The sequence below is a fragment of the Chitinophaga eiseniae genome (genome assembly GCF_900167135.1).
GTDB lineage: Bacteria > Bacteroidota > Bacteroidia > Chitinophagales > Chitinophagaceae > Chitinophaga > Chitinophaga eiseniae.
In genome coordinates this window covers 21980-48298 of sequence record NZ_FUWZ01000006.1, presented here as the reverse complement: position 1 = coordinate 48298, position 26319 = coordinate 21980, and the positions used below count along the sequence as shown (strand labels likewise).

General features: G+C 51.5%; 25 protein-coding genes. 8 read left to right on the top strand and 17 right to left on the bottom strand.

Annotated features, from left to right (window positions below):
- Positions 1-9: 9 nt before the first annotated feature.
- Both B5D63_RS29140 and B5D63_RS29135 read right to left on the bottom strand, forming a co-directional pair.
- Entirely contained in the window at positions 10-270 is a 261-nt protein-coding gene (locus B5D63_RS29140; protein ID WP_078672408.1) for a hypothetical protein, read from the bottom strand.
- A 117-nt stretch (positions 271-387) separates the two neighbouring features.
- On the bottom strand, positions 388-1023 hold the full coding sequence (locus tag B5D63_RS29135) for a DUF6496 domain-containing protein (protein WP_235021651.1): 636 nt from the start codon (positions 1021-1023) through the stop codon (positions 388-390).
- A 70-nt stretch (positions 1024-1093) separates the two neighbouring features.
- Between B5D63_RS29135 and B5D63_RS29130 the strand changes: the two genes are divergently transcribed.
- The 3 genes from B5D63_RS29130 to B5D63_RS29120 all read left to right on the top strand — a co-directional run bounded on the left by B5D63_RS29130 (position 1094) and on the right by B5D63_RS29120 (position 2312).
- Complete coding sequence (locus B5D63_RS29130; protein ID WP_078672819.1) at positions 1094-1417, top strand: KGG domain-containing protein; 324 nt, start codon at positions 1094-1096, stop codon at positions 1415-1417.
- Positions 1418-1530: 113 nt separating this feature from the next.
- On the top strand, positions 1531-1893 hold the full coding sequence (locus B5D63_RS29125) for a DUF1304 domain-containing protein (protein WP_078672406.1): 363 nt from the start codon (positions 1531-1533) through the stop codon (positions 1891-1893).
- 11 nt (positions 1894-1904) lie between these two features.
- Positions 1905-2312 (top strand): hypothetical protein, encoded by a 408-nt coding sequence (locus B5D63_RS29120; protein ID WP_078672405.1) that lies wholly within the window; start codon positions 1905-1907, stop codon positions 2310-2312.
- Here B5D63_RS29120 and B5D63_RS29115 read toward each other — a convergent pair.
- A complete protein-coding gene (locus tag B5D63_RS29115; protein ID WP_078672404.1) occupies positions 2301-3203 on the bottom strand; it encodes a diacylglycerol/lipid kinase family protein in 903 nt (300 codons plus the stop codon). The genes B5D63_RS29120 and B5D63_RS29115 overlap by 12 nt on opposite strands.
- Positions 3204-3217: 14 nt before the next feature.
- On the opposite strand from B5D63_RS29115, the gene B5D63_RS29110 reads away from it, so the two are divergent.
- Positions 3218-4282 (top strand): App1 family protein, encoded by a 1065-nt coding sequence (locus tag B5D63_RS29110; RefSeq protein WP_078672403.1) that lies wholly within the window; start codon positions 3218-3220, stop codon positions 4280-4282.
- A gap of 146 nt (positions 4283-4428) precedes the next feature.
- Here B5D63_RS29110 and B5D63_RS29105 read toward each other — a convergent pair whose 3' ends face one another.
- From B5D63_RS29105 to B5D63_RS29060, 10 genes are all read right to left on the bottom strand, one after another.
- Positions 4429-6183 (bottom strand): ABC transporter ATP-binding protein, encoded by a 1755-nt coding sequence (locus B5D63_RS29105; protein ID WP_078672402.1) that lies wholly within the window; start codon positions 6181-6183, stop codon positions 4429-4431.
- Positions 6167-7909, bottom strand: a complete 1743-nt coding sequence (locus B5D63_RS29100) for an ABC transporter ATP-binding protein (protein ID WP_078672401.1) — start codon at positions 7907-7909, stop codon at positions 6167-6169. Before B5D63_RS29100 ends, B5D63_RS29105 begins: the two co-directional genes overlap by 17 nt.
- A gap of 207 nt (positions 7910-8116) precedes the next feature.
- Positions 8117-10804 carry a malto-oligosyltrehalose synthase gene (gene treY / locus B5D63_RS29095; protein WP_159456212.1) on the bottom strand — a complete coding sequence of 896 codons (2688 nt, stop codon included), beginning with the start codon at positions 10802-10804 and terminating at the stop codon, positions 8117-8119.
- Positions 10794-11114, bottom strand: a complete 321-nt coding sequence (locus tag B5D63_RS34830; protein ID WP_143313175.1) for a DUF3459 domain-containing protein — start codon at positions 11112-11114, stop codon at positions 10794-10796. The genes treY and B5D63_RS34830 overlap by 11 nt, the downstream gene beginning before the upstream one ends.
- Before the next feature lie 113 nt (positions 11115-11227).
- Positions 11228-11671, bottom strand: coding sequence for a response regulator (locus B5D63_RS29085; protein ID WP_078672398.1), 444 nt, complete (start codon positions 11669-11671; stop codon positions 11228-11230).
- A 258-nt stretch (positions 11672-11929) separates the two neighbouring features.
- Complete coding sequence (locus B5D63_RS29080; protein WP_078672397.1) at positions 11930-12133, bottom strand: hypothetical protein; 204 nt, start codon at positions 12131-12133, stop codon at positions 11930-11932.
- 101 nt (positions 12134-12234) lie between these two features.
- On the bottom strand, positions 12235-14043 hold the full coding sequence (locus B5D63_RS29075) for an alpha-L-fucosidase (protein WP_078672396.1): 1809 nt from the start codon (positions 14041-14043) through the stop codon (positions 12235-12237).
- Between the two features lie 29 nt (positions 14044-14072).
- Positions 14073-15677, bottom strand: coding sequence for a RagB/SusD family nutrient uptake outer membrane protein (locus B5D63_RS29070; RefSeq protein ID WP_159456211.1), 1605 nt, complete (start codon positions 15675-15677; stop codon positions 14073-14075).
- 16 nt (positions 15678-15693) lie between these two features.
- Complete coding sequence (locus B5D63_RS29065) at positions 15694-18885, bottom strand: TonB-dependent receptor (RefSeq protein WP_159456210.1); 3192 nt, start codon at positions 18883-18885, stop codon at positions 15694-15696.
- A gap of 226 nt (positions 18886-19111) precedes the next feature.
- Complete coding sequence (locus tag B5D63_RS29060) at positions 19112-20056, bottom strand: FecR family protein (protein WP_159456209.1); 945 nt, start codon at positions 20054-20056, stop codon at positions 19112-19114.
- Between the two features lie 177 nt (positions 20057-20233).
- On the opposite strand from B5D63_RS29060, the gene B5D63_RS29055 reads away from it, so the two are divergent.
- Positions 20234-20797, top strand: a complete 564-nt coding sequence (locus B5D63_RS29055) for an RNA polymerase sigma-70 factor (protein ID WP_078672392.1) — start codon at positions 20234-20236, stop codon at positions 20795-20797.
- An 84-nt stretch (positions 20798-20881) separates the two neighbouring features.
- Here the strand turns inward: B5D63_RS29055 and B5D63_RS29050 are convergent, their stop codons facing one another.
- Positions 20882-21283, bottom strand: a complete 402-nt coding sequence (locus B5D63_RS29050) for a calponin homology domain-containing protein (RefSeq protein WP_143313173.1) — start codon at positions 21281-21283, stop codon at positions 20882-20884.
- A gap of 236 nt (positions 21284-21519) precedes the next feature.
- Between B5D63_RS29050 and B5D63_RS29045 the strand changes: the two genes are divergently transcribed.
- Together B5D63_RS29045 and B5D63_RS29040 are read left to right on the top strand one after the other, a co-directional pair.
- Positions 21520-21924, top strand: a complete 405-nt coding sequence (locus B5D63_RS29045; RefSeq protein ID WP_078672390.1) for a hypothetical protein — start codon at positions 21520-21522, stop codon at positions 21922-21924.
- A 61-nt stretch (positions 21925-21985) separates the two neighbouring features.
- Positions 21986-22228, top strand: coding sequence for a tetratricopeptide repeat protein (locus B5D63_RS29040; RefSeq protein ID WP_078672389.1), 243 nt, complete (start codon positions 21986-21988; stop codon positions 22226-22228).
- Positions 22229-22390: 162 nt separating this feature from the next.
- Here B5D63_RS29040 and B5D63_RS29035 read toward each other — a convergent pair whose 3' ends face one another.
- Genes B5D63_RS29035 through B5D63_RS29025 form a run of 3 tightly spaced genes read right to left on the bottom strand, consistent with a single transcriptional unit; the run spans position 22391 to position 25393 of the window.
- Positions 22391-23143, bottom strand: a complete 753-nt coding sequence (locus tag B5D63_RS29035) for a LytR/AlgR family response regulator transcription factor (RefSeq protein WP_078672388.1) — start codon at positions 23141-23143, stop codon at positions 22391-22393.
- Positions 23140-24963 carry an ATP-binding protein gene (locus B5D63_RS29030; protein WP_078672387.1) on the bottom strand — a complete coding sequence of 608 codons (1824 nt, stop codon included), beginning with the start codon at positions 24961-24963 and terminating at the stop codon, positions 23140-23142. Before B5D63_RS29030 ends, B5D63_RS29035 begins: the two co-directional genes overlap by 4 nt.
- 7 nt (positions 24964-24970) lie before the next feature.
- On the bottom strand, positions 24971-25393 hold the full coding sequence (locus tag B5D63_RS29025) for a hypothetical protein (RefSeq protein ID WP_078672386.1): 423 nt from the start codon (positions 25391-25393) through the stop codon (positions 24971-24973).
- Between the two features lie 249 nt (positions 25394-25642).
- Here B5D63_RS29025 and B5D63_RS29020 point away from each other — a divergent pair, with 249 nt between their 5' ends.
- A complete protein-coding gene (locus B5D63_RS29020; protein WP_078672385.1) occupies positions 25643-26263 on the top strand; it encodes a hypothetical protein in 621 nt (206 codons plus the stop codon).
- Positions 26264-26319 lie beyond the last annotated feature (56 nt).

Genomic DNA, 26319 nt, shown 5'->3' with positions numbered 1-26319 from the left:
AGAGGAGACTTACAGATCTTCCATTTTATTGAGTATTTCCGTCCAGATGATGCGGGCAATTTGTTCACTTTCCACAATACGCAGATTCACTTCCGGGGTGTCTGTGTGATCGATCATAAAGGTTTGGGAATGGGGTTGAAAATCGTCCAGCACATGTTCGCGGACATCGGGGATCACTTCATAAATCGTTTCATAAGCGACCCTGTTGATGCTAATGGTCAGGCCGTATGGTTTTCCTTTAATCATCACCGTTATACTATGTTTTTCCATACAAACTGGTTTTGATCCACTATTAAAACTGCAAGGCCTGTGCCACATAAAAAAGACCGGTGACACGCGGTTACCGGTCTTTTTTTGTATATAAATGGAAGGATAAAACGGTCTGTTTCAGGCAGTAGCCATGGCGCGGCGTCCGGTAGTTTTCTTGCGGGCGGCAGCGCCTTTTTTGGCGGTGGATTTTTTAACAGATGTTTTACGATGGGTCGTCTTTTTTGCCGCGGTTGCTCTTTTGGCAGTTGTCTTTTTGGCAGTTGCCTTCTTAGCAGTAGCGCGTTTTGCCGTCGTTTTTTTCGCCGTCGTTTTTTTGGCGGCTGATTTTTTCGGCGCCGATTTTTTAGCGGCCGTTTTTTTGGAAGTTGTTTTTTTTGCTGCCGCTTTCTTCGGGACTTTCGCCCCTTCTTTTCTTGCTTCAGACAATCCGATGGCGATAGCTTGTTTGGGGTTCGTTACTTTTCTACCGCTACGGCCACTTTTTAGTTTGCCTTCGTGCATCTCATGCATGGTTTTTTCCACCTTCTCCTGAGACTTCCTGGAATACTTTGCCATGATTTGAAGATTTAAATGGGTTAAAAAAAGAAGTAACAGGTGTATGGAAAACAAATTACACGCCAGCTGACAGCAGGCAAAATCGGTCGGAAATATGGGGAAACAGGGCTGAAACTGTGTTAAAAATTCTATGCATTGTGGAACGAATTGCCCCATCAACAGGTGGACGCAAACCGAAAATCCCCTGTACACGGCCATTCGGGCGGTGGCATGTATATTGATCGACTTCTACGCAATATTGTTCACTAAACTATTAAAATCCAGGATTATGGAACACATCAGGTATCAACAACTCGCACCGAGTGCCGAGAACCACGAGAAGAGTCCTACAGACAAACCCAAACACAGTAAACGGGGATTTGCATCCATGGACCCTGAACAACAACGTGCTATTTCGAGGGAAGGCGGCAGAGCAGCCCATCAACAGGGCGTTGCACACAAGTTTACCTCCGAAGAAGCTCGTGCGGCCGGTAAAAAAGGTGGCGAGGCTGTTAGCCGCAACCGCGAACACATGGCGGCAATAGGCAGAAAAGGTGGCACTAACCGCGGTAAAAAGAAGAATAATGCGACCACTGAAGAAAATAACTTCTAGAGAATTGAGGGATGGCGGAAGGTGAATGAGATTCTCAGCTCAAAATTCGCTTTCGTCATCCGCAATTCGTCATAATTCTTCTTATATTTAGCATAACCATCAAATTCAAGGTTATGCTAATACTGGCCAAGTTCCTGATCGCATTCGTCATGCTGGAACACCTCTACATCATGTGGTTCGAAATGTTTGCCTGGACCACCAAAGGGCCTAAAATCTTCCAGAAATTCCCCAAAGCACTATTCCCTGCCACCAAACCACTCGCTGCCAACCAGGGCCTGTACAACGGCTTTCTGGCGGCAGGATTGTGTTGGTCATTGCTCATTTCAGATCCGGAATGGGCACGGCATACGGCGGTCTTTTTTCTCGGCTGCGTGGCGGTAGCCGGTATTTACGGTGCGCTGACAGCCGAGAAAAAGATCTTCCTGGTACAGGCACTGCCCGCACTGGCGGCCCTGTTATTGCTTCACCTGGCGTAAATTGCGACCCAATGATCGACGAAGCAGATATCAGGATTGGTAATTATGTGTCTTATTTTGACTACAACATGGAGGAATCAGTCTTTGTAGTGGAAGGCGTACTGGATGGTTATATCTATAATTCCGGGCTTCCCCGCAGCAAAATTTCCTGTGAAAAGGCCAATCCCGTCCTGCTCGACCTCTATCAGCTGATTAAATTCGACTTTATCCGCGGCGTTCCTGAAGAAGGGGAAGATGAGAACATCTACTCCCTGAAGTACAACCGGCTTAACAGCCTGCATATCCGCTATGAGAAAGGTTGTTTCCAACCGGTCACCGAATCGCCGGCCGGATTTGTTCCCTACGGGCGCCCATTGGTACATGTACATCAGCTGCAAAACCTGTTTCATGCCCTCAGCCGCGACGAACTAACCCTCTGACACCTGTGACGGCACAAACACCGCCAGGGCGCGGGGCATTACTTCCGCAGCCACTTCATTCACCTTGCCCATATACTCCCCGTCAATCTGAAACTCAGCCTTCCCGGGTGTGTGGATATACACCTTCCGCGCCCGGATGATCTCTGTCTTATGCGGGTTAAAAGGGCGGCGGACAAACAGCATCTTCAGCGTTTCCAGCAGGGAAAGTTCCTTTATCAGCACCACCTCGAAAATGCCGTCGCTCAGGTCACTGACAGGGTTGATGCAAGCACCTGTACCATATTTACCGGCATTGGCCAGTACGATCATAAACGCTTCGCGCGATAATTGGTCAGCTCCGTTGTCTATCTCCACGGCAAAACGCTGCCGGTACCAGAATGTCTTCAGCACTACCCTGGCATACCCCGTCATTCCCCTCACCCCCGACCGCTGAAAATATTTTACCAGCAAAGCATTCAGCCCGATATCACTCAGGTGGATGGAAATATCGCGGCCATTGATACGTATCACGTCTATTTTACGGACATGCGCCTGCATCACCAGCTCCAGCGCCGCCTCCCACGATTCCGGGATACACAGGTCGCGCGCCATGCCATTGGCCGATCCTGCCGGCAGGATGCCTAACGGGATCTCCTTATTCAACAAACAAGTGGCCACCATCTTCACCGTGCCATCTCCGCCGGCAGCCACCACCCCACTCCATCCTTCTTCCTGCAACAGCTGCTGCAAACGCGCTTCATCGCCGGCAGGATCGCCTGTCAGCAACAGCAACTCCCCCCGGACTTCCGGCCGGTGCGCTAAAAAACGTTGGACTGCTTCTTGCGGGGCAACTTTCCGGGCAGCTCCCGCAGCAGGGTTAATGACAAATAATAATCTTAATTTCTTTTCCATTTCAGTAGCATGCTATGCATTCTTCCGGCAAACGCAAATATGACGCCGTAAAAGACAACCGCTCCCGGCGATGGTGGGCGCGCACCGGCGTCAACACCAGTACCGTCGTAAAAGTTTATCGCGGATACGGCCATACCGGCGAGTTACAGGTATTTGGACATGTACTTTCCCGCAGCCCTTTTCCGGAGGGGCGTACCCGTTATCATCTGCTCGGCAATATCCGGGCGCTGCTCCGGCTCTTCATGGTAAAATCCAAGCCACTGGCGGAGGTCCAGCTTCAATGGCAGGGACAGACCATTCACACGCGGACAGCAGACGACGGCTTTTTCCACTTCCAATGGAAACCGGAATACCCCACTCCTGCAGGCTGGCATCCGGTAACGGTCACGCATACACAAAACGGGGAAAATATCGCCGAAGGCACCGGTGAGGTATATATTCCCCACCCTACCCAGTTTGGGTGCATCTCAGATATCGACGACACCTTTCTGATCTCTCATTCGGAACATGTCTTCAAAAAACTCAAAGTACTCTTTACACATAATGCCTCCAGCAGACGCCCTTTTGAAGGCGCCGTGCTGCACTATCAGCTGCTCAGCCACGGGCATACCCTGCCGCTCATGCCCAATCCCTTCTTTTATGTTTCCAGCAGTGAATGGAACCTCTATGACTACATCCGGGAATTTTCGGACGCATGGCAGCTGCCGCAGGGCGTTTACCTGCTCAACCAGCTGAAACATTTTTCCCAGCTGTTAAAAACAGGACGAGGGAAACACCACACCAAATTCACCCGCATCGCCCGTATCCTGGAAAGCTATCCCCATATGCGTTTCGTACTCCTGGGAGATGATACCCAGCAAGACCCTTACATCTACGAAGCTATTGCCAGCCATTTTCCTCAACGGATCATCAGCGTGTACCTGCGACATCTCTCTGACGAGAAAAAACCGGCGGTGCTGGCCGTCATCCGTAAACTGGAAGCATTAGGTATCGCCTGCTGCTACTTCAGGCACAGTGAAGAAGCTATTTCCCATTCGCGGCGGCTCGGACTCATCGCCCGCCTGCCGGCGTCTTCGTAGCCACGATGCAGGAGATGTTGCAGGTTCCGGCTATCAATGCTATGGCGGAAGAGGGCGGAAATCATACTGCGATACAGGGCAAAAAAAGCAGTCAGGCCGCTGACCTGACTGCAGGAAATGATAAACGGTAAAGTATATACGAAATGTTAGTTTTTATTGCCGTGCATCAGCTGGTCTACCACCTGGTGGAAAGACCCTGCGTTCGTAACGGCGCCGTCGTTGACAAAAAAGATCTCATCGGCGTTTTCGATAGTATTCAGCCGGTGCGCAATAATGACCCGCGTAGTAGTGGCAGGCAGCTTATCCAGTATCTCGCCCAGCAGTTTTTCCGTCACGGTATCGATATTGGCCGTAGCCTCGTCCAGTATCAGCAGGTCCGGCTTTCGCAGTACCGCCCGCATAAAGGCGATCAGCTGTTTCTGGCCCAGGCTGACACCCTCTCCCGCCGACTGCACCGGGGTTTCCAGCCCTTTTTCAAAGAGGCCCAATAATTTTTCCAGGTTAGCTGCCCGGAGCACTTCTTCCAGTTGGTCGTTGGTGTAGTTTTCGTATTCCTCGTTGCCATACAGGATATTCTCCCTGACCGTACCGGTGAACAGGATGGGGTCCTGGAGGATGAAACCTATGCGGCGCGTACGTTCCGCGGCATTGTAGGAACGGATGTCTTTCCCGTCCAGCAGCACATTGCCTTTCACCGGATCATAGAGGCGGGCTATCAGCGACGCCGTGGTGGTTTTGCCACCTCCGGTGGGGCCAACCAGTGCGTAGGTTTTTCCCTGTTCCAGGCGGAGATTGATGTTATGCAGGATTTCGCGGTCTTCCGTGTAACCGAAATGCACCTGTTGCATTTCCAGGAGGGGTGCGCCTTCCTGCCTTGCATGCGTTTCGATGGTGCCCATGTTATTTTCCAGCACTAATATTTCAGAGATCCGTTCCCATCCTGCCATCGCCGTCTGGAAGTTGGCCCACAGCGCCGCCAGTTGCCGCAGCGGGCTATAGAAATAATTCGCATAGGCGATGTAACTGACCAGCAGTCCTATCGTAAAAGAGCCGGTGCTGATCAGGTATACGCCATAGGCGAGTATCATCAGCTGTGCGAGGCTGGCCATCAGGCTGTAAAACGGCATAAATACGTTGTTGGCGATGCCCATCGCCGTCGCTGAGGTGTAGTTTTTCTCATTGGCTTCATTAAAGCGCTGCATGAAATAATCCCTTCTGCCGAAAGCCACTACGACTTTGAAGTTGCTGAGGCTTTCCTGGATTTCGGCACTCAATCCGCCAACCGTTTTCAGGTTTGCAGCGTTTTTCTTTTTCACCCAGGGCGATAGCAGCCGCGTGAATATCAGCGACAGCAAAGCGGGTATCAACGCCACGGCGCCCAGTTTCACATTGAGCGAGAACAGGAAAATACCGGCGCCGGTCATGGAGATGATGCTTCCAACGAACTGCATCAGGGACTGGGAGAAGAACTGGTTAAGTTTGTCTGTATCATTGTTGACACGGGAGATCAGGTCTCCGGCTTTGTTCTGGTTAAAGAAGGCCACCGGCAGCTGCTGCAGTTTGTGGAAGACAGCGTTGCGCAGGGTATAGAGTGTCCGTTGCCCCACTGTGCCCATTAGTTTTGTCTGCAGATAGTTGATGCCGAAGGATGCGAAGTACACAGCCAGCAGGATGCCGGAATAGACCAGTACGCCGTGATACTGTTTTTGCATCACATAGGTATCGATCGCGTAGGCGGTGAGCAGCGGCCCCAGCAGGTTCAGCCCGGAGGTACCGATGGTTGCCAGCAAAGCTACTGCCAGCTTGCTTTTTTCGTGCGAAATGAGCCGCAACAAACCTTTGAAGGCCGTGTAGTTAGACACTCCTTTTACCGTAGCGGGTTTATTAAGATTGTAATTCATAGTTGCTGGTGCTTTGCTGGGAGTTAAAAATCTGTACGTAATCCGGGCTCTTTTCCATCAGTTCTTCATGGGTGCCCGCCGCGATCATTTCGCCCTGCATCAGCAGGATGATCTGATCGTAATGGGTAACGGCGCCTATTTTCTGGGTCACAGACACCAGCGTGAGGTCCGGGTAATTGCGATGCACATTGGCCAGGATTTTTCTTTCCGTGCGGGTGTCTACACGGGCGGTGAAATCGTCCAGCAGCAATATTTTAGGATTGAGCGCCAGTGCGCGGGCCAGCATGAGGCGTTGTTTCTGGCCGCCGGAGAGGCTGGTGCCCCGTTCGGAGACGGTGGTGCTGAGTTTTTCCGGCAGCTGGTCGGTAAACTCTTTCACTTCCGCGGTGGTGATGGCTTTTTCCAGTGACGCATCGGTGACGACATCGCTAAAGGCGATATTTTCCCGGACGCTCATGTTAAACACCACGCTGTCCTGAAATACAAAGCCCACCTGCTGGTGAAAGGACTCGCTCTCATAGGCGGCGATGTCTTCTCCGTCCATCCGGATGGTGCCTTCATCGGGTTTGATCAGCCGCATCAGGAGATAGAGGAGCTGTGTTTTACCGGCGGCCGTGGGGCCGATGATCGCAATTTTGGACCCGGCTTTTACGGAGAAGGAAATGTCTTTCAGGACGGGCTTTTCACCATAGCTGAGCGATACATGTTCGCAGGTAATGTCGCCCTCCAGGTTTTTAACGAGGGAGCCTGTTTCCAGCATATCCGGGGAGTGCAGTACGCCGCTGATGCGCTGGTAGGAAGCCGTTGCCTGTGCTATGACGTTGCTCATAAACCCGATCACGAGGATAGGAAATATCAGCAGTGTCAGGTAGCTGTTGAATGCCGCGAAGTCACCAATGGTCATGCTGCCATCTATCACAAAACGGCCGCCCAGGGCAAGTATTGCCAGACCGGTCATATTGGCCGTAAAAACGATTACCGGGATCAGGCCGGCGAACAGTTTCAGGATTGAAAGGCCGAAGTCCAGCGCTTTCCCGTTGGCATCGAGGAATTTCTCATACTCCCGTTGCTGCGCGTTCACCACATTGATGAGTGCTGCGCCCAGGATGCTTTCGTTGATCACTTTATTGAGGCGGTCCATGATTTCGCGGCTTTTCATGAACAGCGTTCTTACTTTCTTCAGCACGAAGAAAAACGCGGTGCCCATGATGGGAATGGCGGCTATCACTACCAGCGCCAGCTTCCAGTCGATGGTCAGCAGCAGGATACTGGCGCCGATAATAATAAAGATCGACGATACCAGTGATACGATGGCCTGGGACACGAACAGCTTAATGGAATCCACATCTGCGGTGAGATTGGTGAGCAGGCGGGATGGGTTGGACTGCTCCATCCAGGCGTAACTCTGCCGGGATATTTTTTCCGCCAGTCGTTCACGCAGGTTTTTAGCCACCTTCTCGGACGCGTACGTCTGAATAATGTTTTGGAGGTAGGTAAAGACGAAGATCAGCAAAGCGGCCAGCCCGAATTTGATGATCAGCGGCTTATAGACGAAGTGACCGTGTGAAAAGTCATCTATCCCCTGCCCGATGATTTTAGGCAGCCACAGATTCAGGCTGTTGCCCATGAGGGCAAACAACACGAGCAGGGTTATTAAACCTTTGTATGGCCGTAGCAATGTAAAGATACCTGAGGGTTTTTTCTCCTTTCCTGAAGGTTGTTTCATATAGTTGGGCGGTGATTAAAGTATGAGGTGCATGGTAGCGATCATACAAACTTAAAAACTTAAACTTTTAAAGTCAATACTCAGACGAAGACGAATTGCCTGGCGAAATATTGCAGTCACCAGTACTTTTTTTGACAGCACAAAAATATTGAACAGTGTTCAAATTTTTAAACAATATTATAAATTATTTAAAAAATTATATTTTCTTCAGCGGTGGAACTTATGATCGGGTACCGGGGAAAGCAATACTACCGGGCAATTTTGCGTACCGGGCAGGGGCAGTTGTCCATTTTGTGCGATCAGGACCTCGCCGGTGAATACATTTATCCATTTGAGCGGTGCATTGGCCGGCAGGGTCAAGGGGGCCAGGTCGTGTTTGCCGAAGTGCGCAGCCGGCAGCAGCGGTGTCACTATAATACACCAATCCTGCCGGTACCTGCGGGCATAGGCAATCTGGTTGTTTCGTTCCCCGCTGGACAGCGGGATATATTCTCCCTGGATAAACAGGGAGGCATGCGCATTCCTGAGTTGTAACGCTTTATTTACCAGGTAGAGCTTTGCTTTTCCTATTCCGGCATGGGCGCCGGCATGTTCTTTCGGCCAGCCCGGGGCGTGATCATTGTCCTGCCAGGTAGCCAGCAGCTTCCGGCGAAGGGGGTAGTTAACGGGGTGATGCCCGTCGTTGTTACCCGCACTGAAATCCCAGAGTTCGCAGCCCTGATAAATATCCGGTATACCGGGGGCCGTTATTTTAATCAGCGTTTGTGCCAGGGAAAAGATATGGTCGTGTGTGCCGAGTTTTTCTGCCAGCTGGTGCATTCCCTCAAGAAAAGCGCTGCCGGGCGTTAGTATCTTTTCGATGAACTGCAGGCAGGCCAGTTCGTAGGCGGTATCCGGCATCAGCCATGAGCTGTGCACTTTAGCCTCCCGCACCACCTTCAGGAAAGTGGCGGCGATACGAGCAGAAAAACCGGTGTCTGTTTCCCCGGAAGCAGGCAGGCAGGCGAAAACCGTCTGGTAAATAAAATATTCGTCGTTGAGGTCCGGCGCCGGTTTTTCATCGATCAGCGCGATGAGGTCGTGATGGGCGGTATGCCAGGCCTGTACCTGTTGTATCCACAGGTCCGGAATGATGGTCAGCGCGTTGAGCCGGACACGGGCATCTTCTCCCCAGCGGGTGTCGTGGGTAGCGGTGGTATTGAGGGAGAAAGGCGACAGGTACTGCCGTACGGTCATTCGTTCGTGGAAGTCGTCGAGCGTGCATTTGTTTTGCACCGGTGAGTCGCCGGCTTCGTTGTGCGACAGCAATGCATTGTATACGTAGAACAATGTCTCCTCGATGCTTTCCCGGTATAGTTGTCCGGCGAACTGGGTAATTTTTTTCAGCAGCAGCAGCGCTGCCGCCGTCTGCAGTTGTTTTTTATCGGGGTCCCAAAAAGAGCGGATCAACTCCAGTGCGGTACCGGTAGCGGGATTGCGTAAGATGGCATCTTCTATGGCCTGGTCCAGCTGCCGTATATCTGCTGCCGGCAGGGGCCATCCTTCCGGATAGATACGATTGGCAGGCAGGCATACTATAAATTCGCTCATGGCCATTTTCAGCCGGCCCTTATCCGTCTCCGGCGGCGCCAGCTTCAGACGGAAGACTTCCCGTACCAGGTTGTCCCATTCGCCGTTCATATGTTTTTCCAGCACCAGCTGTTTTTTACTGCGGGCCAGTTTCGAATATAGGGCAAGGCCCGGGAAATGGGTGCGGTAAAAGCGGCCCAGTTTCTCCATGCCCTCTCCGTCGGTCAGCAGCTGGCTTACGCCAGCCAGGAAATCGTAGCCGGTGCTCCCCTGCAGCGCCCATCGCTCAGGCAGGTTTTCATGACCGGCCAGTATTTTCTCTGCGATAATGTAACAGTTATTGCCGAACAGTTCCCGGAGATGATAAATATACCGGGCAGGGTCCAGCAGCCCATCGACCTGGTCGATGCGTAGTCCCTGGATAATGCCTTCCTGGTATAGCCGATGCAGAAACCCATGGTATTCCTCAAACACTGCTTTGTCTTCCATACGCAGCGCGATATGTTCGTTCACACCAAGAAAGCGGCGGTAGTTGATACGAAAATCTGCTTCACTTCTCGCTGTAAAAGTATAATGCTGTATCTCCAGCAGTTCCTGCAGGAGCGCTGTATGATTGTTCACCAGGTCCAGCAGTGGCAGGAACGTTTGCTTACGGGGTGGTTTCAGCAGGGACTTCATCGCTTCCCAGTCCGACAGGGAGCGGCGTTGTAAGATATTCCCCTTCATCTCCGTCAGCCAGTTTTTCACCGCGTCCATGCCCGGCGGCAGCACGCTGAGCAGCCATTGATAGCTTTTGGCAGACAGCGGGTAGCACTGTCCGCCGGTAGCCATGCTCAGCCCCAGCGTACTGTAACTGAGACGGATGCCGCCGTCAGCGATGGTTTCACGGAGATTTTTTTTCAGAAAAGGCACCATCAGCTTTCCATGCAGATCGGGGTCCGGATGATGCCAGTCGATATCGAAGTAATTATAATAAGGGGAAGCCGTGCCTCTCTCCAGGGCGTCCATCAGTCGTGCATTCTGGCAATGGAACGCCATATAATTGGGCACGATGTCCTGTATCCAGCTCATGCCCAAAGAGCGGAGCCTTACATGCAGCTGCCGCATATGCGCCAGCGAGCCGATGGCGTTGTTGATTTCGCGGGGATTGGTGATATCGTAGCCGTGGCGGCTTCCGGGCGCTGTTTCAAAAACCGGGGAGGCATAAATAGTGGTAATACCCAGCTGGTGCAGGTAATCCAGTTGTTTTTCGAGGTCCGTAAAGGTAAAATCCCTGTTAAACCGAATGCGGTAGGTGGCTACCGGGGTAAAGAAATCACTCTTCATGATGCGCCATTTCATATACGACAGCCGGGAAGGGCTGCAGCAAAATCGGTTCATTTTCCAGTATCTCATCAGCAGCTTTCTCACCCGGGCCGTTCCACATTTCATGTGCGGAATCAAATATTTTCTTTAATGGTGTCGGGGCCACATGATGATAAGTTTGCATTCCCTTATCAAAATTCAATAATATCAACACCGTATCCTGTCCGCTGGTTCGTTTTATGACGAGTAATGGCAATTGAACGACAGGATGTATCTGTAGCGCGTCTTTTGAAGTTGCCCGCATAGCGGGCCGATGATTGCGGAAAGCCATCAGAAAAACGGTAGCAGGCCAGCAGGGCGGTAGCCGCGCTGTTGAAGTGTTCCATTGCAGACGGTTGCGCAGGAAGGCGTCCGGTGTTAGCGGAAAGCACGGCTACTGGTACGTTATACCAACACCGCAGCAGGCTGCACTTCCGGAACCGAAGCCGGCTGTTTTCCGCTGACCGTCTCAAATATCAGCTTCAGCCCGTCACGCAGCGCATGCAGATTGGAAGGTTTAACCATCCAGTCGGTAGCGCCCATAAATTTCATCCGTGTCATATCTTCCGGGTTAAAAGAGGCTGCATAGAAAATCACCGGAACATCTGCCAGCAGCGGAGACTGCTGAAGCGCTTCCAGTTGGCGGACGCCGTCTAAGCCCGGTTGGCGGGTATGCAGGAAAATATAGTCCGGTTTGCCTCCCTTTTGGGCGGCATAGGATAATGCATGGGTGGCGTTATCAAAACAAATACAGGCCCGGGTTGCCTGTAACAGATCGAGTGCAAGGAAAAACTGGTTTCTGTTGTCACGAATTTCATCAATCAAAAAGCAGGAAAACTTCTGTTTCATTGTAACGGATAGTTTATTCACATGGTAAACAAAAATGGTTAACAACCGGCAGGTCTCAAAAGAAATGCCGGCGCAAAATTACGGTATAATCGCTATCTTATTTTCTTTCCTGTAGATAAAAATCCCGTTTCGTGTAACGTACGTGTAAAATCATCGCGAAGGGACCGCCCGGAGGCCGCCAGCAGGGAAAATAAAATGGAAAATAAAAAACCGGCAGTCATTTTTTGATGACCCCGGTCATGTGCCGGATAAGATCCGTTATCCCATTGCGCTGCTGTAAATATCTTCCTGCTGCGCCGGATGATGATTCTGCCCGAATATTTTTTCTTTCGTATGTGTATCATCTTCCATAACACCGGCAGAGCGGTCAATCATCCTTGCCTTCCCTTTTCTGACCAGGTAGAGAATTAAACCTGCCGCCGCAGTTCCTACAATGGTGGACGCTAACAATATCTTTTTCATGGTGATGAGTTTTAATACTGTAGTTGTCCGCCAAGAGTTGTGCCATGAAACCGCGGTACGGCAGGATTTAACATTTTGCTGGCAAACGGGGCGCCGCCTGTTTATTTCCCGGCGGGTATCAGCCGGATGCGCTGCAGGTTCATGACGCCCAGTCCTGGTTTCGTCAGGGCTTTTACCAGTACTTTATTCACGCCTTTTTGGGGCAACGTGACAGTTCCCAGGTCCCAATCCTGATACGCGCTCCAGCTGTTGTCCGTACCTTTCACCACGCCGGTCAGCTTTGTTTTCCCGGCGCTTACGGCCACCTTTGCACCGGCCGAAGCGTCCGTACAGGCAAAACGCAGCACCATCCTGTAGCGGCCCGGTTGTTTCACCTGGATGTTCCAGGCTGCCGTACCATCGACAGACATCCAGTTGTAGATAGTGGCCTGCTCCCCCACCGACAGCCCTACCCCATTGGTAAGCACCGCGTCGCCGGCCACCAGCTGGTAGCTGCCGTCCGCTTCCGGGAAAACGCCCTGAGACACCAGGGAGGTGCCGGTAACCTCCAGCTCCACCACCGTTGCAGCACTATTTTTAAATGGAGCATTACCGACATCGATAAACAGCCCGCGTTCGTCCGTGGTTATTTTTAGCGGCGTACGCGCTGCATCAGCCAGGAAGAAGGCCTGTGGCGATATACCGGCGTCGGGCAATAACGGTACATGCAGTCGGTTATCCGCCGGCCAGTTGAAAATATGCAGGAAAAATTTCCCCGGCGCAGTGGTGATACGTCCCCAGTTGACCCTGCCGATGCTATTGGCGCGCGTACCATATATGGATTCCCCGTTGACCCTCATCCAGTCGCCGATGCCCTTCATCAGCGCTACGCTCGTTTCCGGAACGGTGCCATCTCCCATCGGGCCCACGTTCAGCAGGTAGTTCCCTCCTTTGGAAACAATATCGATCATGTTGCGTATCAGCTCTTCCTTCGTGTGCCATTTCTGGTTGTTACGGCTGTATCCCCAGGTACCGTTCATCGTCATGCAGGACTCCCAGTCCATCCCTTTAAAGCCGGTTTCCGGGATGAACTGTTCCGGCGTCACCAGGTCGCCATGCGCGCGGGTATATTCGCTGTTATTATCAAAGGCGTACAACCGGTTGTTCATGATAATATTGGGATGATGTTTTTTCAGCATCGCCACCAACGCATTAGCGCCCCATTTTTCGCCCTGTATCTCTTTGGAGCTGTAGTCCCACCACACCACATCGATAGGACCGTAATTGGAAAACATTTCCTCCGCCTGCTGGTGCATGTAGGCGACATACTTCGCGTTGTCGCGGCCCTCATTTTTCACACCGCCTGGCGTGGGCATTCCGTGTTCCACATATGCGTCCGGGTGATGCCAGTCCAGCAGCGAAAAGTAGACCCCTATCCGCAGTCCCTGTTCATGCAAGGCGTTGACAATTTCGCGGAACAGGTCCCTGCCGGTTACGTCCATCCCATCGAAGGTGGTGGTTTTACTGTCGTGCAGCGCAAACCCTTCGTGATGCCGGCTGGTGAAGATCACGTAGCGGCAACCGGCGTCTTTGGCCATTTTCGCCCATTCACGGGCGAAACCTTTTTTGGGTTTAAACAGGGGCGTCAGTTTGGCGGCATATTCCGCTGACGGCACGTTGGCCATGTTCTGTATCCATTCCACACAGCCATCATAGTCTTTCCCGTTCCATTCTCCGGCGGCGGCACTGTACAGACCCCAGTGGACAAACATGCCAAAGTGGGCATCGCGGAACCAGCGCATGCGTGCGTCGCGCAGGGCTTCCGGTTCGTTGGCGTTGGCTGCCAGTCCGGCGTCCTGCTGTGCGGTGGCGGTGGCGGCTGAAAACAGTAAGGCCCCGGAAAAACATATCTCTAAAAATCTTCTTTTCATTTGTTCAAACGATTAATGTTGCTATCGGTTTACCAGTTCGGATTTTGTATCATGTTGGGATTGGTGTTCATTTCAATCAGCGGGATAGGCCACACATAATCGCGGCGGGCGTTGAACTTCCGTTGTTCCACGACCACCGCCTTTCCGGTGGCGGGGTCTACGGCGCCCTTAGCGGCCTGGTTCAGCAGCACCTCTGCGGTTTTCCATCTACGGATGTCAAACAGCCGCTGTCCTTCGAATGCCAGCTCCACCTGTCGCTCCCGGCGTATTAATGTGCGGAGCGCCGCCTGTGAATTGTAGCGGCTTACGTCCACGTCCGGCATGCCTGCGCGGCGCCGGATCTGGTTGAGATACTTTACGACGTCCGGATGCTGCCACTCATTTTTTTCTACCAGCGCTTCCACATAATCCAGCAGGATTTCCGCATAGCGGATGATCATAAAATGGAGGGAGCCGCTCCATGGCGCGCCGGCATCCTGGACATCCAGGTATTTCCTGGTCCAGAAACCGGTCTGGGTGGACTGAGTGAGCCCTATCTGGTCGGCGTTGCCGGCGGTGAACGGCTCCAGCTTGCGGTTGACGAACGTTTCGCCCGGCACGATCACGCTGGCGGCTAAACGGGGATCACGGTTATTGTTATACCGTGGGTGGGCCTGGTAAATAGCCAGGCTGTCCGGTCCCAGCTCTTCCAGCGTTTTACCCTGCAGGGTTTCATAGGCATTGACCATCGCAGCGGTAGGATTGGTGGTCGCTTGTCCACCAAGGCTTTTAGGCGCGTTGCGGAAAAAAGCTTCGTTTTGCCCGCCCCTGCGGAACAGGATACGTTCTTTATTGACCATACCGCTGTAGGAGAACAGCGATGCATAGCTGGACACACCGGGTTGTGCGCTTTGATAGAGTTCATATACATTGAGGTCGATCACTTTTTTTGCTGCTTCCGCACATTTGGCGTAGTCGCCTGCATTCAGGTAAAGCACGGTTTGCATAGCGTAGCAGGTGCCTTTGCTCATACGGTATACGTCGCTTTCGGGGTAAGTGGCCGGTAATTCTGCTGCCGCAGAATCCAGTTGCGCAGCAATGAAGCTGACCACCTCTTCTTTCGTATTGCGTTTTACGAACTGCAGTTCCGGCGGTAATGAGTGGCTGACAATGGGAACAGGGCCATACAGCAGGAAAAGGTCCAGGTGGTACCATGCGCGTAAAGCGCGCGCCTCACCGGCATAACGAGCTTTACGGGTAGCATCTTCCACATAGGCGCGGTTATAATTTTCCAGGAACCGGCAGGCGCTGCGGATATAGGAATAGTGTTTTCTGTATATCTCTGTCACGGAATTCGTCTGACTGGTGGCCAGTCCCACGGGGAAAGTCTGCCAGTCGCCGTAGTTCCCGCGGAACACTGCCTCGTCGGTCGTACCGGCCAGGTGCATCCTGCAGTTGGACATAAAGCCATAATCACTCAGCGTACCTGAGGGCAAGCCGCCATATATATCCCCCAAAGCATTTTGCAGGTCTGATTCGAGGTTCCACCATTTTTCATCGGTGGTGGCGGTAGGATTATCCCGTACCAGGAAATTTTTCTTGCAGGCCGTAAAGCCCAGCAGCAAGCCGGCCGCAATGATATAGTATTTCTTCATCGTCATGTTTTTAGGATCAGAAACTGATATTTAAGCCGGCGGTATACATTTTCATGATGGGGTATTTTGTTTCATCTCCCCGTGTTTCCGGATCGCTGACTTCCATTTCCGTTATCGTCAGCGGATTCTGTGCATTCAGGTATACCCGTATGCTTTTCAGCTTGATGCGCCCGGTTTGAGATACGGGCAGTTGATAACCTATCTGGATATATTTGACGCGTGCATAGGCGCCGTTTACGCTCCAGAAATCAGACACTTTTTCGTTAGGCCCCGGTGATGGCAGCAACCGGGGGAAACGGGCGCCCGGGTTTTCCGGCGTCCAGTAATCCATATGCCATGTAAGCGGCGTCCCTCCTTCACTGGCAGCGTTGAAGGGGATCGCTATGCGCCCATTGTAGAAATTAACGACCTGCCCGATACCGGTGATCATCGTTTCGAAATCGAAACGTTTCCATTTAACGGAGATACTGCCGAAGTAGGAACTGTAGGGTTCTGTGGCGCCTAGTTTTACTTTATCGTTGTCGTCGATGACACCGTTGTTGTCGATGTCTGCATAACGGATGTCACCTGCCGCCTGTCCCGGGATGATGGCGATGCCTTTTTCTATATCTCCCTGTTGGATCAGCCCCAGGCTTTTAAACCCATAGTATTCCGCGAAGGCGCCCCCCACTTCGCGGATGGTGTTGCCCTCGATCAGCGGCAGCGTTTGCGCCATCTTCAGCAAGGTGGATTTATTACGGGAATAACCGGCGTTAACAGCGATGTTGACATTCTTTCCTACGTTGGTATTGTAGGATAGTTTCACTTCCCAGCCTGCGTTTTTCATGGTACCTATGTTTATAGGGGTAAGGCCGATAGCGGAAGTAAGCGTCGGTTGCGGCCGGAGTATCAGGTCACTGGTTTTTTTGTTGTACCAGTCGAACGTAACGTCCAGTTTATTTTTGAAGAGACTGATATCGGCGCCGATATCGAGAATCGCTACTTTTTCCCAGGTGATATTGGGGTTACCGAACGTGCTTTCTTTACCATTGCCCGGGTCTACGGTCGACTGGTACATATAGGGATCGATCGCGTTGTTGCCCAGCCGTCCGTAGGAGCCCCGCAACTTGAGCTGATCGAGGAAAGTCAGCGGTTTCATAAACGCCTCGTTGCCCAGGTTCCAGCCCACGGCGATGGAAGGGAAATTGCCCCACTTTTTGCCGGGAGCAAAAATGGAGGAGCCGTCTCGCCGCATTCCCGCTTCCAGCAGGTACCTGTCGGCATAGCTGTAATACACTTTCCCAAAAACCGATGCCAGTGTTATTTCCTTCCACGGGTCGGGGTTGTTCATTTCTTTTGAATAGCCCAGTACCGCATTTACCCGGTGTTTTCCGAATGATTTATTATAGTCGAGGTTACCGCCGGTATAATAATAACCCGAGCGGTTGCTGGGGCCGGCGGATTTTATGTCTGTGAAATCGCGGCCTGTTTTCTGGTTAGTGAAGTAATCGAAAAAAATATAGGCGTCCCGGTTAGTTTTGTCTGCGCCGGAGGAGACACGATAGCTGAACTGTCCTTTCAGGGTGAGGCCGGGGATGATCTCCCATTTGGGGCGCAGGTTGATCAGTATTTCATCCCGGACCCTGTTGGAAACACCTCCCCTTTCTGTATTGGCCACCGGGTTCCAGCTTTCGCCATAGGTACCGTAATAGGTGTATCCCGGCCGCTCGGGCTTATCCGGGTATTTGGCAGCGATGTTAGGCGGAGCCGTATAGGCCCATCCCAATATACCTCCCGCCCCTCTACCTAATGCGTAGGGCTGATTTTGTTCCTCGCGGGAGGCGAAGAGGTCCATAAACACCACGATATTTTTACTGAGGTCCACGCTGGTGTTCGCCCGTACGTTTCCTTTGTTGAAAGAGGAGTTTTTCACCATCCCTTGTTGGCTCAGGTAACTGGCAGTTAAGGCGAACCTTGCCGCGCTGTTACCACCAGACACCGACATGGAGTGTTGCTGGATCTGGGATTGCTGGTGTATTACCTCGTCTTTCCAGTTGGTGGAAGGGTATTTTACCGGATCGGACCTGTCGGCGGTTTGCCGGATCACGTCTTCTGAATACAACGGATCTCCCCCATTGTTCCTGATGGCTTCATTGGTCATGCGCATATAGGTAGCAGCATCTACGAACTCCGGTGAATACACGGGTGTCTGCGTACCGGCGTAACCGTTATATTGCACATTAACCACGCCGGGCACCCCTCTTTTGGTGGTGATGATAATAACACCGTTGCCGGCGCGGGCGCCGTAGAGGGAAGCAGCCGCTGCGTCTTTCAGCACTGAAATGCTTTCGATGGTATTGGGGTCCAGTTTATTCATATCGAAGGGAACGCCGTCTACCAGCACCAGCGGGTCTGAGCTGAGGAAGGTGCCCACGCCCCTGATCTTGATGGCGGCAGCGTCGCCACCGGGCAGTCCTGAGCCCTGGTTGACATTGATGCCGGTGACGCCTCCCTGTAAAGCCTGTGACAGTTGCGTGATGGGTTTGTTGTTTACATTTGACAGATTCACTGTAGCAACGGAACTGGCCATGTGTTTTACCTTCTGCTCCGAGAAGCCTGTCACCACCAGTTCATTGAGGCCGCTGACATTTTCCTGCAGCGAAATCACGAGATTACGTTGGTTCCGTTGCACCGTATATTCTTTAGGTTTATAGCCGATGACGCTAAATACCAGTACTTCATTCGCTTGGGCTTTCACTTCGAAAAAGCCGTCCGGGTCGGTGATCACCCCTTTGGTGGTGCCTTTTACGGCGACGGTAGTACCGGGGATAGGTTGCGGCGGCTCTTCCTGTGTGAGGACCCTGCCTCTGAGCACAAAGGAGTCGACAGCCGGTTTACCCGCCGCTCCGGTGTTTACGGAGATCATAATGTTATTCCCTCTTTCTTTCCAGGCATAACTTCTTTTCACCAACAATGTATTGAGCACGTCTTCCAGGGGCGTGTCGTTAAAAGCGGCGTTCACCAGCTGGTTACCATTCACCTGTGTGGCGTTGTAGGCGAAACGTAAAGGGGTGGCCTGCTCTATTTTACGCAGTACCTGTATCAGGGGCTCGTTCCTCGCCTGCATGGTCAGTTTTAACGCCTTCAGTCGCTGGGCGGCGGCCTCCTCCGCCTTCAACGCAGACACGGCGACGGTCAGTAACGCCAGTAATAGAGATGAGATTCGCATGACGGCAACTAGATTTTGGCTGATAGCACGGCGTGGCAGGGCGTTCCGGCCATAGAGCGGCCGTGCTATTTCATTTACGTGAAATTGCATTAGATTTGTAGTGGGTTTTATGTTACGCAAATAGAACTCCGTACAAGCCGTCCTGTCTGATCACGGGACGGCTTTTTTGTTGTTTGTTTTCTCTTCTGTTGTTCGCTGTTTTATTTAGAGATTGATTGATATCGTTTTATTTCCTGGTCAGCATAATTTGTCTGCTCTTTTTGTCTACTTCATAGTTGATATGGTTTACTTCACAAAGTATGGCCAGCAGCTCTTCCAGTGTTTCATGACGGTTAAGACTGCCGGTGTAGCGCTCTTGCAGGATGGTAGTATCGCTGGCCTGAATGGTATAACCATACCATTGTCCCAGCAGGGCCATGATCTCCTGCAGGGTCTGATTGTTGCATTGCACTTCACTATTTTGAATATGGTACCGGGCCACCGCGCCTGTGGGTATGTTGTACACCAGCCTGTCTTCCGATCCCAGTGTTCCGATGACCTGTTGTTGTTTGCTTACCTGCACTTTCCCCTCCAGTACAGTGATGCTGATACTGTCTGTATCCGGGTAAGCCTGAATAGTAAAGACGGTGCCCAGTACACAGGTGGAGAGTTGCCCGCTGGAGACGACAAAGGGATGGGCGTGTGCCGTAACGTTGAACTGTGCGCCGCCTTCCAGTAATACCTCACGGCGGTCGCCATTAAACTTTTTATCATAGCGGATACTGCTGCCTGCCTGTAACAACGCCACAGAGCCGTCCGGCAAAGCCACAGTCCGCGGGCCGGCCCCGGCGACCACTGTTTCCATTATGCCTGCCGGCATCAGCAACCGGTATAACAATACGCTGCTTCCGAGCAACAACACAATGGCCGCAGCCCATAACAGGCGACGGTTCCGCCTCAGGGAAAACACCTGTTTATTTACGGCCTTCAGCTGTGCTGCACCCGCCAGTTTGCCCTGCAACGACTGTTTCAGTTCGGCCGTTATTTCCATTGCCTCTGCAGCGCCTTCCCTGAGCCAGTCGGCGCTGTTGTCAAAGGAAGCGTACCAGTTCTCCAGCCATTTCCTCTCTGTCGCCGTCGCTTCGCCATTTAAGTACTTTTCGATAAGGATCAACAGATGATCATTGTCCATATAACAGCCCTTTATCTGATTAACGAACAACTGGCCCACTACCGCCATCCGGTTTAAAAAAAGTTAATATTATCTCATTCTGAGGGAAGATAATATTACCGGGCAGCGCTTTAAATAGTTAAGTTTGAGTACTTTAAAATCTTCACTATCAGCAAACAGCCACTACACGACCAGGACATGCTTTTCCGCTTACTGCTGGAAGGCCGGGAAGAAGCCTTTGAGGCTATCTACGATGAATACGCCCTTCCGCTACTGAATGCCGCCTACAAACGGCTGAGGTCAAAGGAGGAAGCAAAGGAAGTGGTGCAGGAAGTATTTATCAGCCTGTATCTGAAGAAAAACGACATCAGGCATGCCGGCAATCTCGCGGGGTATCTTTTTACAGCATTGAGAAACCGGATACTGGATATTATCAGGACAGACCTTATTCATACCACGCATCATCATCAACTGGGATTACTACAGGAGAAACATGCCGACATGGAAAACCAGCTGGAACAAAAAGAGCTGGAAACCATGCTTCATAAAGCGATCGGGTTACTACCCGATAAATGCCGGGAGGCATTTTTACTAAGTCGCTATGAGGGGTTATCGCACAAGGAGGTGGCGCAACAGCTCAACATCTCTGTCAACACCGTTGAAAAGCATATCGGGAAAGCGTTGCGGTTGTTACGGATGCAGCTGGGGGGAAACGGTATGCTGTTGTTACTGCTGCTACTGGGGTTCAGACAAGGATTATAATTAGAGTATGTCATAAAAGCAAGGCCGCCTCCTTATCCGGGAGGCGGCCTTTTGTCATCCATCATTCCTGAATTTGTTTGGGCTTTATTTCCTGATATCAGCCCAATAAGTACCGTCCTTATCTTTACCGATAGTCAGTACATTACCTTTCTCCAGCTGTTCATTACACCATTTGGCGAATTTCAGCTTGTCTTTGGTGGAGTAAGAATGTTGCCTTACAGCAACGAGTTCTGTGGTGCTGCTGATCGTCGTAGAAGCGCCGACAATGTAAATTCCTTTGCCGCGCTCTAACGCCAGGGTGTATACGTTGCCCTGGTCCAGAGATGCCTCGTAATGTGCCAGAAATTCTTCCACATCGTGGAAATAGACCTGCTGCCGTACAGTTGATGAGGAAATAGGGTCAAGATGGTTTGCCACCGCAGCGGCAATCACAGTACAGTTAACTAAAACGCCTCCTATCAATAAGGAGAAAAACAGTTTTTTCATATGGGTAACATTTTTGGTTGCCTTAAAAATAAATCCGTTTACTGCCACGAAAACACAGGCCTGTCGCTGTTTTGCAGCATTTAAAAATTTCCATCAAAGCAGCAAGGCAGGCCATATGTGTTTGGACGCCCATGGCAGGATACACCCGATGAGGCTGGTGAGAACTTTACCTTCATAATAAATTGCCTTTGTCTGGTAAATATGGGTTAAATTGATATGGATATATACCCAACACGATGGAATACACAGACCTCACCCCGTCTTTACAGGCAGCCATTGCTAAAGCCGAGAACATTGCCATTGAGCAGATACAATTGCAGCGGGATTTTGAACCTTTCATTCTTTCCGGGGACCCGCTCGATGCCATCCAGCGTATAAAGACCCGGGACATGGACGGGATATTGGATATGGCAGAAGAACTGCTGTCAGAAACAGATGACAGTGAAACCGCCGTACTCGCCTATAAAGACAGGATTACCCTCAACGATGGCGCTTTTGATGCTATTGTCTGCCAGATTTACAACGTGGAGGAAGATACCGGTTATAGTTTTGGGCAGTTGTACCAGATCGGGGACGGCAATATCCACTTTCTGAACAAACGGGTGTTTCTCGGAAAGGTTCGGAACCTGCTGATTTTTTAATTTCCGGCAGCGATTGTGGTCGCATTTTTGTGGTTGACTTTCACATCCAAACCGCTACTATATGGTACGAGAATCCCATAAAAGCCTGATTGAAAAAGGGCATCAGCTGGAAAAGGAAGGAGCGCCGGACAAGGCCATACAGGTTTATCTGGCGGCGGTAAAAAAAGATCCATTAAATGCAGCTGCCTATAACCGGCTGATGGTCCTTTACCGCAAAAAGAAGGAACCCCGCAAAGAAATGGCGATCATCAATGAAGCCATCAAGGCGTATGAAGACAACGTGAAAGCGGAACAGTCTTCCTGACTGAAAAAAAACAGGAAGGCAGCAGGCATCAGCCGGGAACTGGTAAAAGCCCTTGGCCTGGCGGACAAAAAGGGTATCCCTGTTAATCAGCCTATACAGATTGTCACCTGGAAAAAGCGGAAAGAGAACCTGCACCACAAGTTATCCCACTGACAACCATTCTTACCGGAGCACATCAAACGCGCGCATAAAGTCGTCGAAGTAGCGACGGCTGAAAAGCAGGGAGCGTCCGTCTTCCAGCACAATTTCATTATCTGTCAGGTTTACCTTTGCCACTTCGCGGATATTGACAATATAATTGCGGTGTACCCTGACGAAACGGATGGCCGGCAGCCGGTCCAGTATAAGTTTCAGCGGCTGCTGCACCAGGTATTTGTCTTTGCTGCAAACGATTTTACTGTACTTCCCTTCTACTTCGATATACTGTATATCATCCAGTGATATTTTGGCCAGCACGTTTCCTCTTTTAACAAAAAAGATATCCTGCAGCATGATGGTATTCTTTTCCTCCATGGCGAACATGCCTGCGGGAGCGCCAGTAAACTTCTCCACAGCCAGTTCAATGGCGTACTCCAGTTCCAGCTCATTAAAGGGTTTCAGCAGGTAGCTGAACGGTGCGGTCAGCTTGGCCGCCTCAAAGGTGATGCGATCTGCCGCGCTGGTAAGAAAAATAAAGGGTTTACGGGTATCTTCATCGTTACTGATCTGTTCCGCGAAGACGAGGCCGTCTTTTTTCCCATGTAAAAAGATATCGATGATCACCAGGTCGGGTTGTTGCACATGGAAGAGTTGCAACGCTTCCGGCAACGAGGTGGCGATACCGCCTACCTCGTACCCATGGTCCCGCAACATACCTTCCAGCAGGCTTGCATCCTGCCGGTCATCTTCGATGATCAATATTTTCACTCCTTTCATGATGCTTCCGTTTGAAGAAAAATCGTTACGGTGGTGCCTATCCCCTGCCGGGCAGAAATCAGCATTTGTGCGCCATTTCTTTCCGCCAGTGTTTTACAGAGCCAGAGGCCCAGTCCGGTGCTTTGTCTTCCGTCGGTATCCGTTTGGTTTCTCACGTGGTTATCTGTCATAAATGCGTGCAGCAGCTGTTGGTCCATCCCTACGCCTGTATCGCTGACCGTCAGCTGGCAGCCGGTGGTTTGCATTGCCGCGGAGATGGTGATAACGCCTCCTGCCGGCGTGTATTTGATCGCGTTATCGATGATATTGCGCACCATGATCCGGAAAGTGTTCAGATCGGCGATGAAAAACACCGGTTCCGGTATAGACCGGTGGACGACGATATTTTTGTCTTCCGCTATTGGCAGCAGATCAAAGCAGATCTGGTTGATTACGCTGCGGAGGTGCAGTTTCTCTTTACGGAAGAACAGCTGTCCTGTCTGGCTGAGCGCCCAGTGCAACAGGTTATCGAGCAGCGCGTAGGTGCTGCCTGCGATTTTTTCGTTGCTGGAGGCCAGCACATCCGCTTCTTCGTTATGGGACTGCTGTATGGCTTTTCTCAGTCTTCCGAGGCTGATTTTCATCCGGTATACCGGTGACCGCAGGTCATGCGCCACGATGGAAAACAGGCGGTCTTTCGTTTCATTCAGCACATGCAGCGTTTCCCGCTGTTCAGCCACGATACGCGTATTCCTTTTCTGTTGCCGGTAGGCATACCCCGCCAGGGCAGACAGGCACATCAGCGCCAGTACCGCCACCAGCAATGTATTCCGTTGCCAGCGTTGGGCAGACAATGCTGCTGACTGCAGGCCGGCCTGTTGTTCCAGTACCCTGATCGCCAGCTCTCTTTTTTCCACGGCCAGTTTTTTCTCCAGTTTCGCCATCTCCCAGATATGGTCCCGGTTCCAGATGCTGTCCTGCAGCGTTTCGTAATGCTTACGGTACTGCAATGCGTCGTAATATCTTTTCCTGTTTTCTTCCACCACCGCCATGTTACGATAGGCATTTCTGCGTACGGCCAGGTCGCCGGACTTCCGGGCAAAGCGCAGACCTGCCTCAAAATACGGGATCGCTTTGCTGTCGAGGTACTGTTCGTAATACAGGTTGCCGATGTCCATGTTGGAAATGGCCAGGCCGGTGGTGTCTTTCAGCTGCCTCTCCATGTCCATGCTTTGCAACAGGTATTTTTCTGCTTCCTTAAACTTCCCCATGTGAAAGAAGCAGAGCCCTATATTATGGCAGACGCTTTTTCTGACCTGCAGATCTGCCAGCGGCATAAAGCGGCTTTCCCATTTATTGAAATATTGCAGCGCCCTTCTGAAGTGCCGTAATTCGAGGTTGATCTCCGCTATATTGATATAGCAGGCTGCCAGCAGCTGCGGGTCCAGGCCTTTGGTACCGCTGAGCCGGAGAAAATCCTGCAGCGCTTCGTTGTATAGTTGTCTGTTATACTGTATGCCGGCACGTAGAAAAAAAGCGTAAGGGTAAAGAGGATGTGTTGGCGCGTTGTCAATGTCTTCCAGTGTTTTCAGGATATACCGGTAGGCATTGTCCGGGTCCCTGTTCCGCAACGATACATGGCTGTTGTGAAAGTGGACCAGGTAAGGCGCCGGGTATTGGCTATATAAAATCAGGCTGGCGGAATCGGAGGGCTTATGCGAGCAAATACTGCATCGCTGCCGCAGTAGGCTATATATCGGACCGGGTGCAGGACCCGGCGATGCCAGCAACTGTGCCGCCCAGAGAAGAGCGACAACAGGAACAGCAAAGAACCGTTTCATGCAACACCTATGCGGGTCTCTTTACGGTAGTAACGGTACCCCTGGATGTTTCCGGGTCCCCGATCCGGTACATTACGCGGATCGCCTGGGCCTGATCACCTTTTACCGCGTAATCGATGATGACCTTCCACAGTGACCAGGTATGGTCCTCCGCCTCGTTTCTCCGGTAGTCAATAATGATCTGCCGTACCCACAAGCGCCCGGCCTCCGTCTCCTCTTCTCTCATATCATCGAAGTTATCATTGATCTCCGGTTCTTGTCCGTCCGGAATATACAGGCTCATTACCAGGTGGTACATATTTGGGAATTCCGCATCCGGGTAAACCGCCACCAGCGGTTCTGTAGACAGCCTTTCGGCCAGCCCGGTCCCAAACAGTTTCTTTTCCTGGTTTTTAATGGTCACAAAAGAGAGCGGAGCAATCTGGCTCATAGAGGATAGTTTGAAAAAGATGAATGGTAATTGAGTTTCGAAAAAGATTATGGCAATTGAGTTGAACAAATATAAGATTAATCTGCATTCCTTTTTTCGCTTATACCTTAAATCCCACCACTTATTCCCATCAACAGCGCGCTTATGCCATGCGCGCCAAACCGGGGCCATGACGGTCCTACCTTTACTTCACATCACCGGTGATACACTTCAGACAACCCTTTTCAATTATCCTTAAAACGCTTATTTATGGCAGACATCAGGTTAAACCTTATCAACCGGTCTAATGACCGCAACAACTCCAGCATCGTTATTTTCCAGCGCAACGAAGCCTCTTCTTTCAATGAGCTGTGTGTTGCCTGGCAGGTAGTTAAAAACCTTGGACAGGGCTGGAACCATCCCTTCTCTTACCCAATGGCGATGTCAGTTTCCGCCAGTGACAGCTGGGGCAACTACAGCCCGCTGAAGACAGCGGAAAACGGTCAGCAATTCCAGGTAGTAAGAGATCCTTCCGGCGACATCCTGAAATACGCCGGCCAGTCCAGCAGCCAGAATGAAGTGGAAGTGCTGAATGCGCTGGACCAGGGCGCCGTGAACGCCAACGTATACCGTGACGGAAAACTGCTGGCCACCAAAACATCGATTGCACCAGGCCAGAAAGCGACCTTCCAGTTCAGACCTACTATCTGGATAGGCGTGGTTTCACAGGTAGTGGAAGGTCAGCTGATCAACAGCGCCATCCTCCAGCAGATCAACACGGAGTTGTCATTATTTGGCATTGCCAGCGCAGACATCGTAATGACCGGCGGCGGCCCCGGCCCTACCTCCACTCCTTTTGAATTCACTTTGCAGAATATCCTGTATGCATAACCGTTACGCCCCATTCCCGCTTCCAACGCCAACAGCCGAGTGAAACGGGGTGGGGC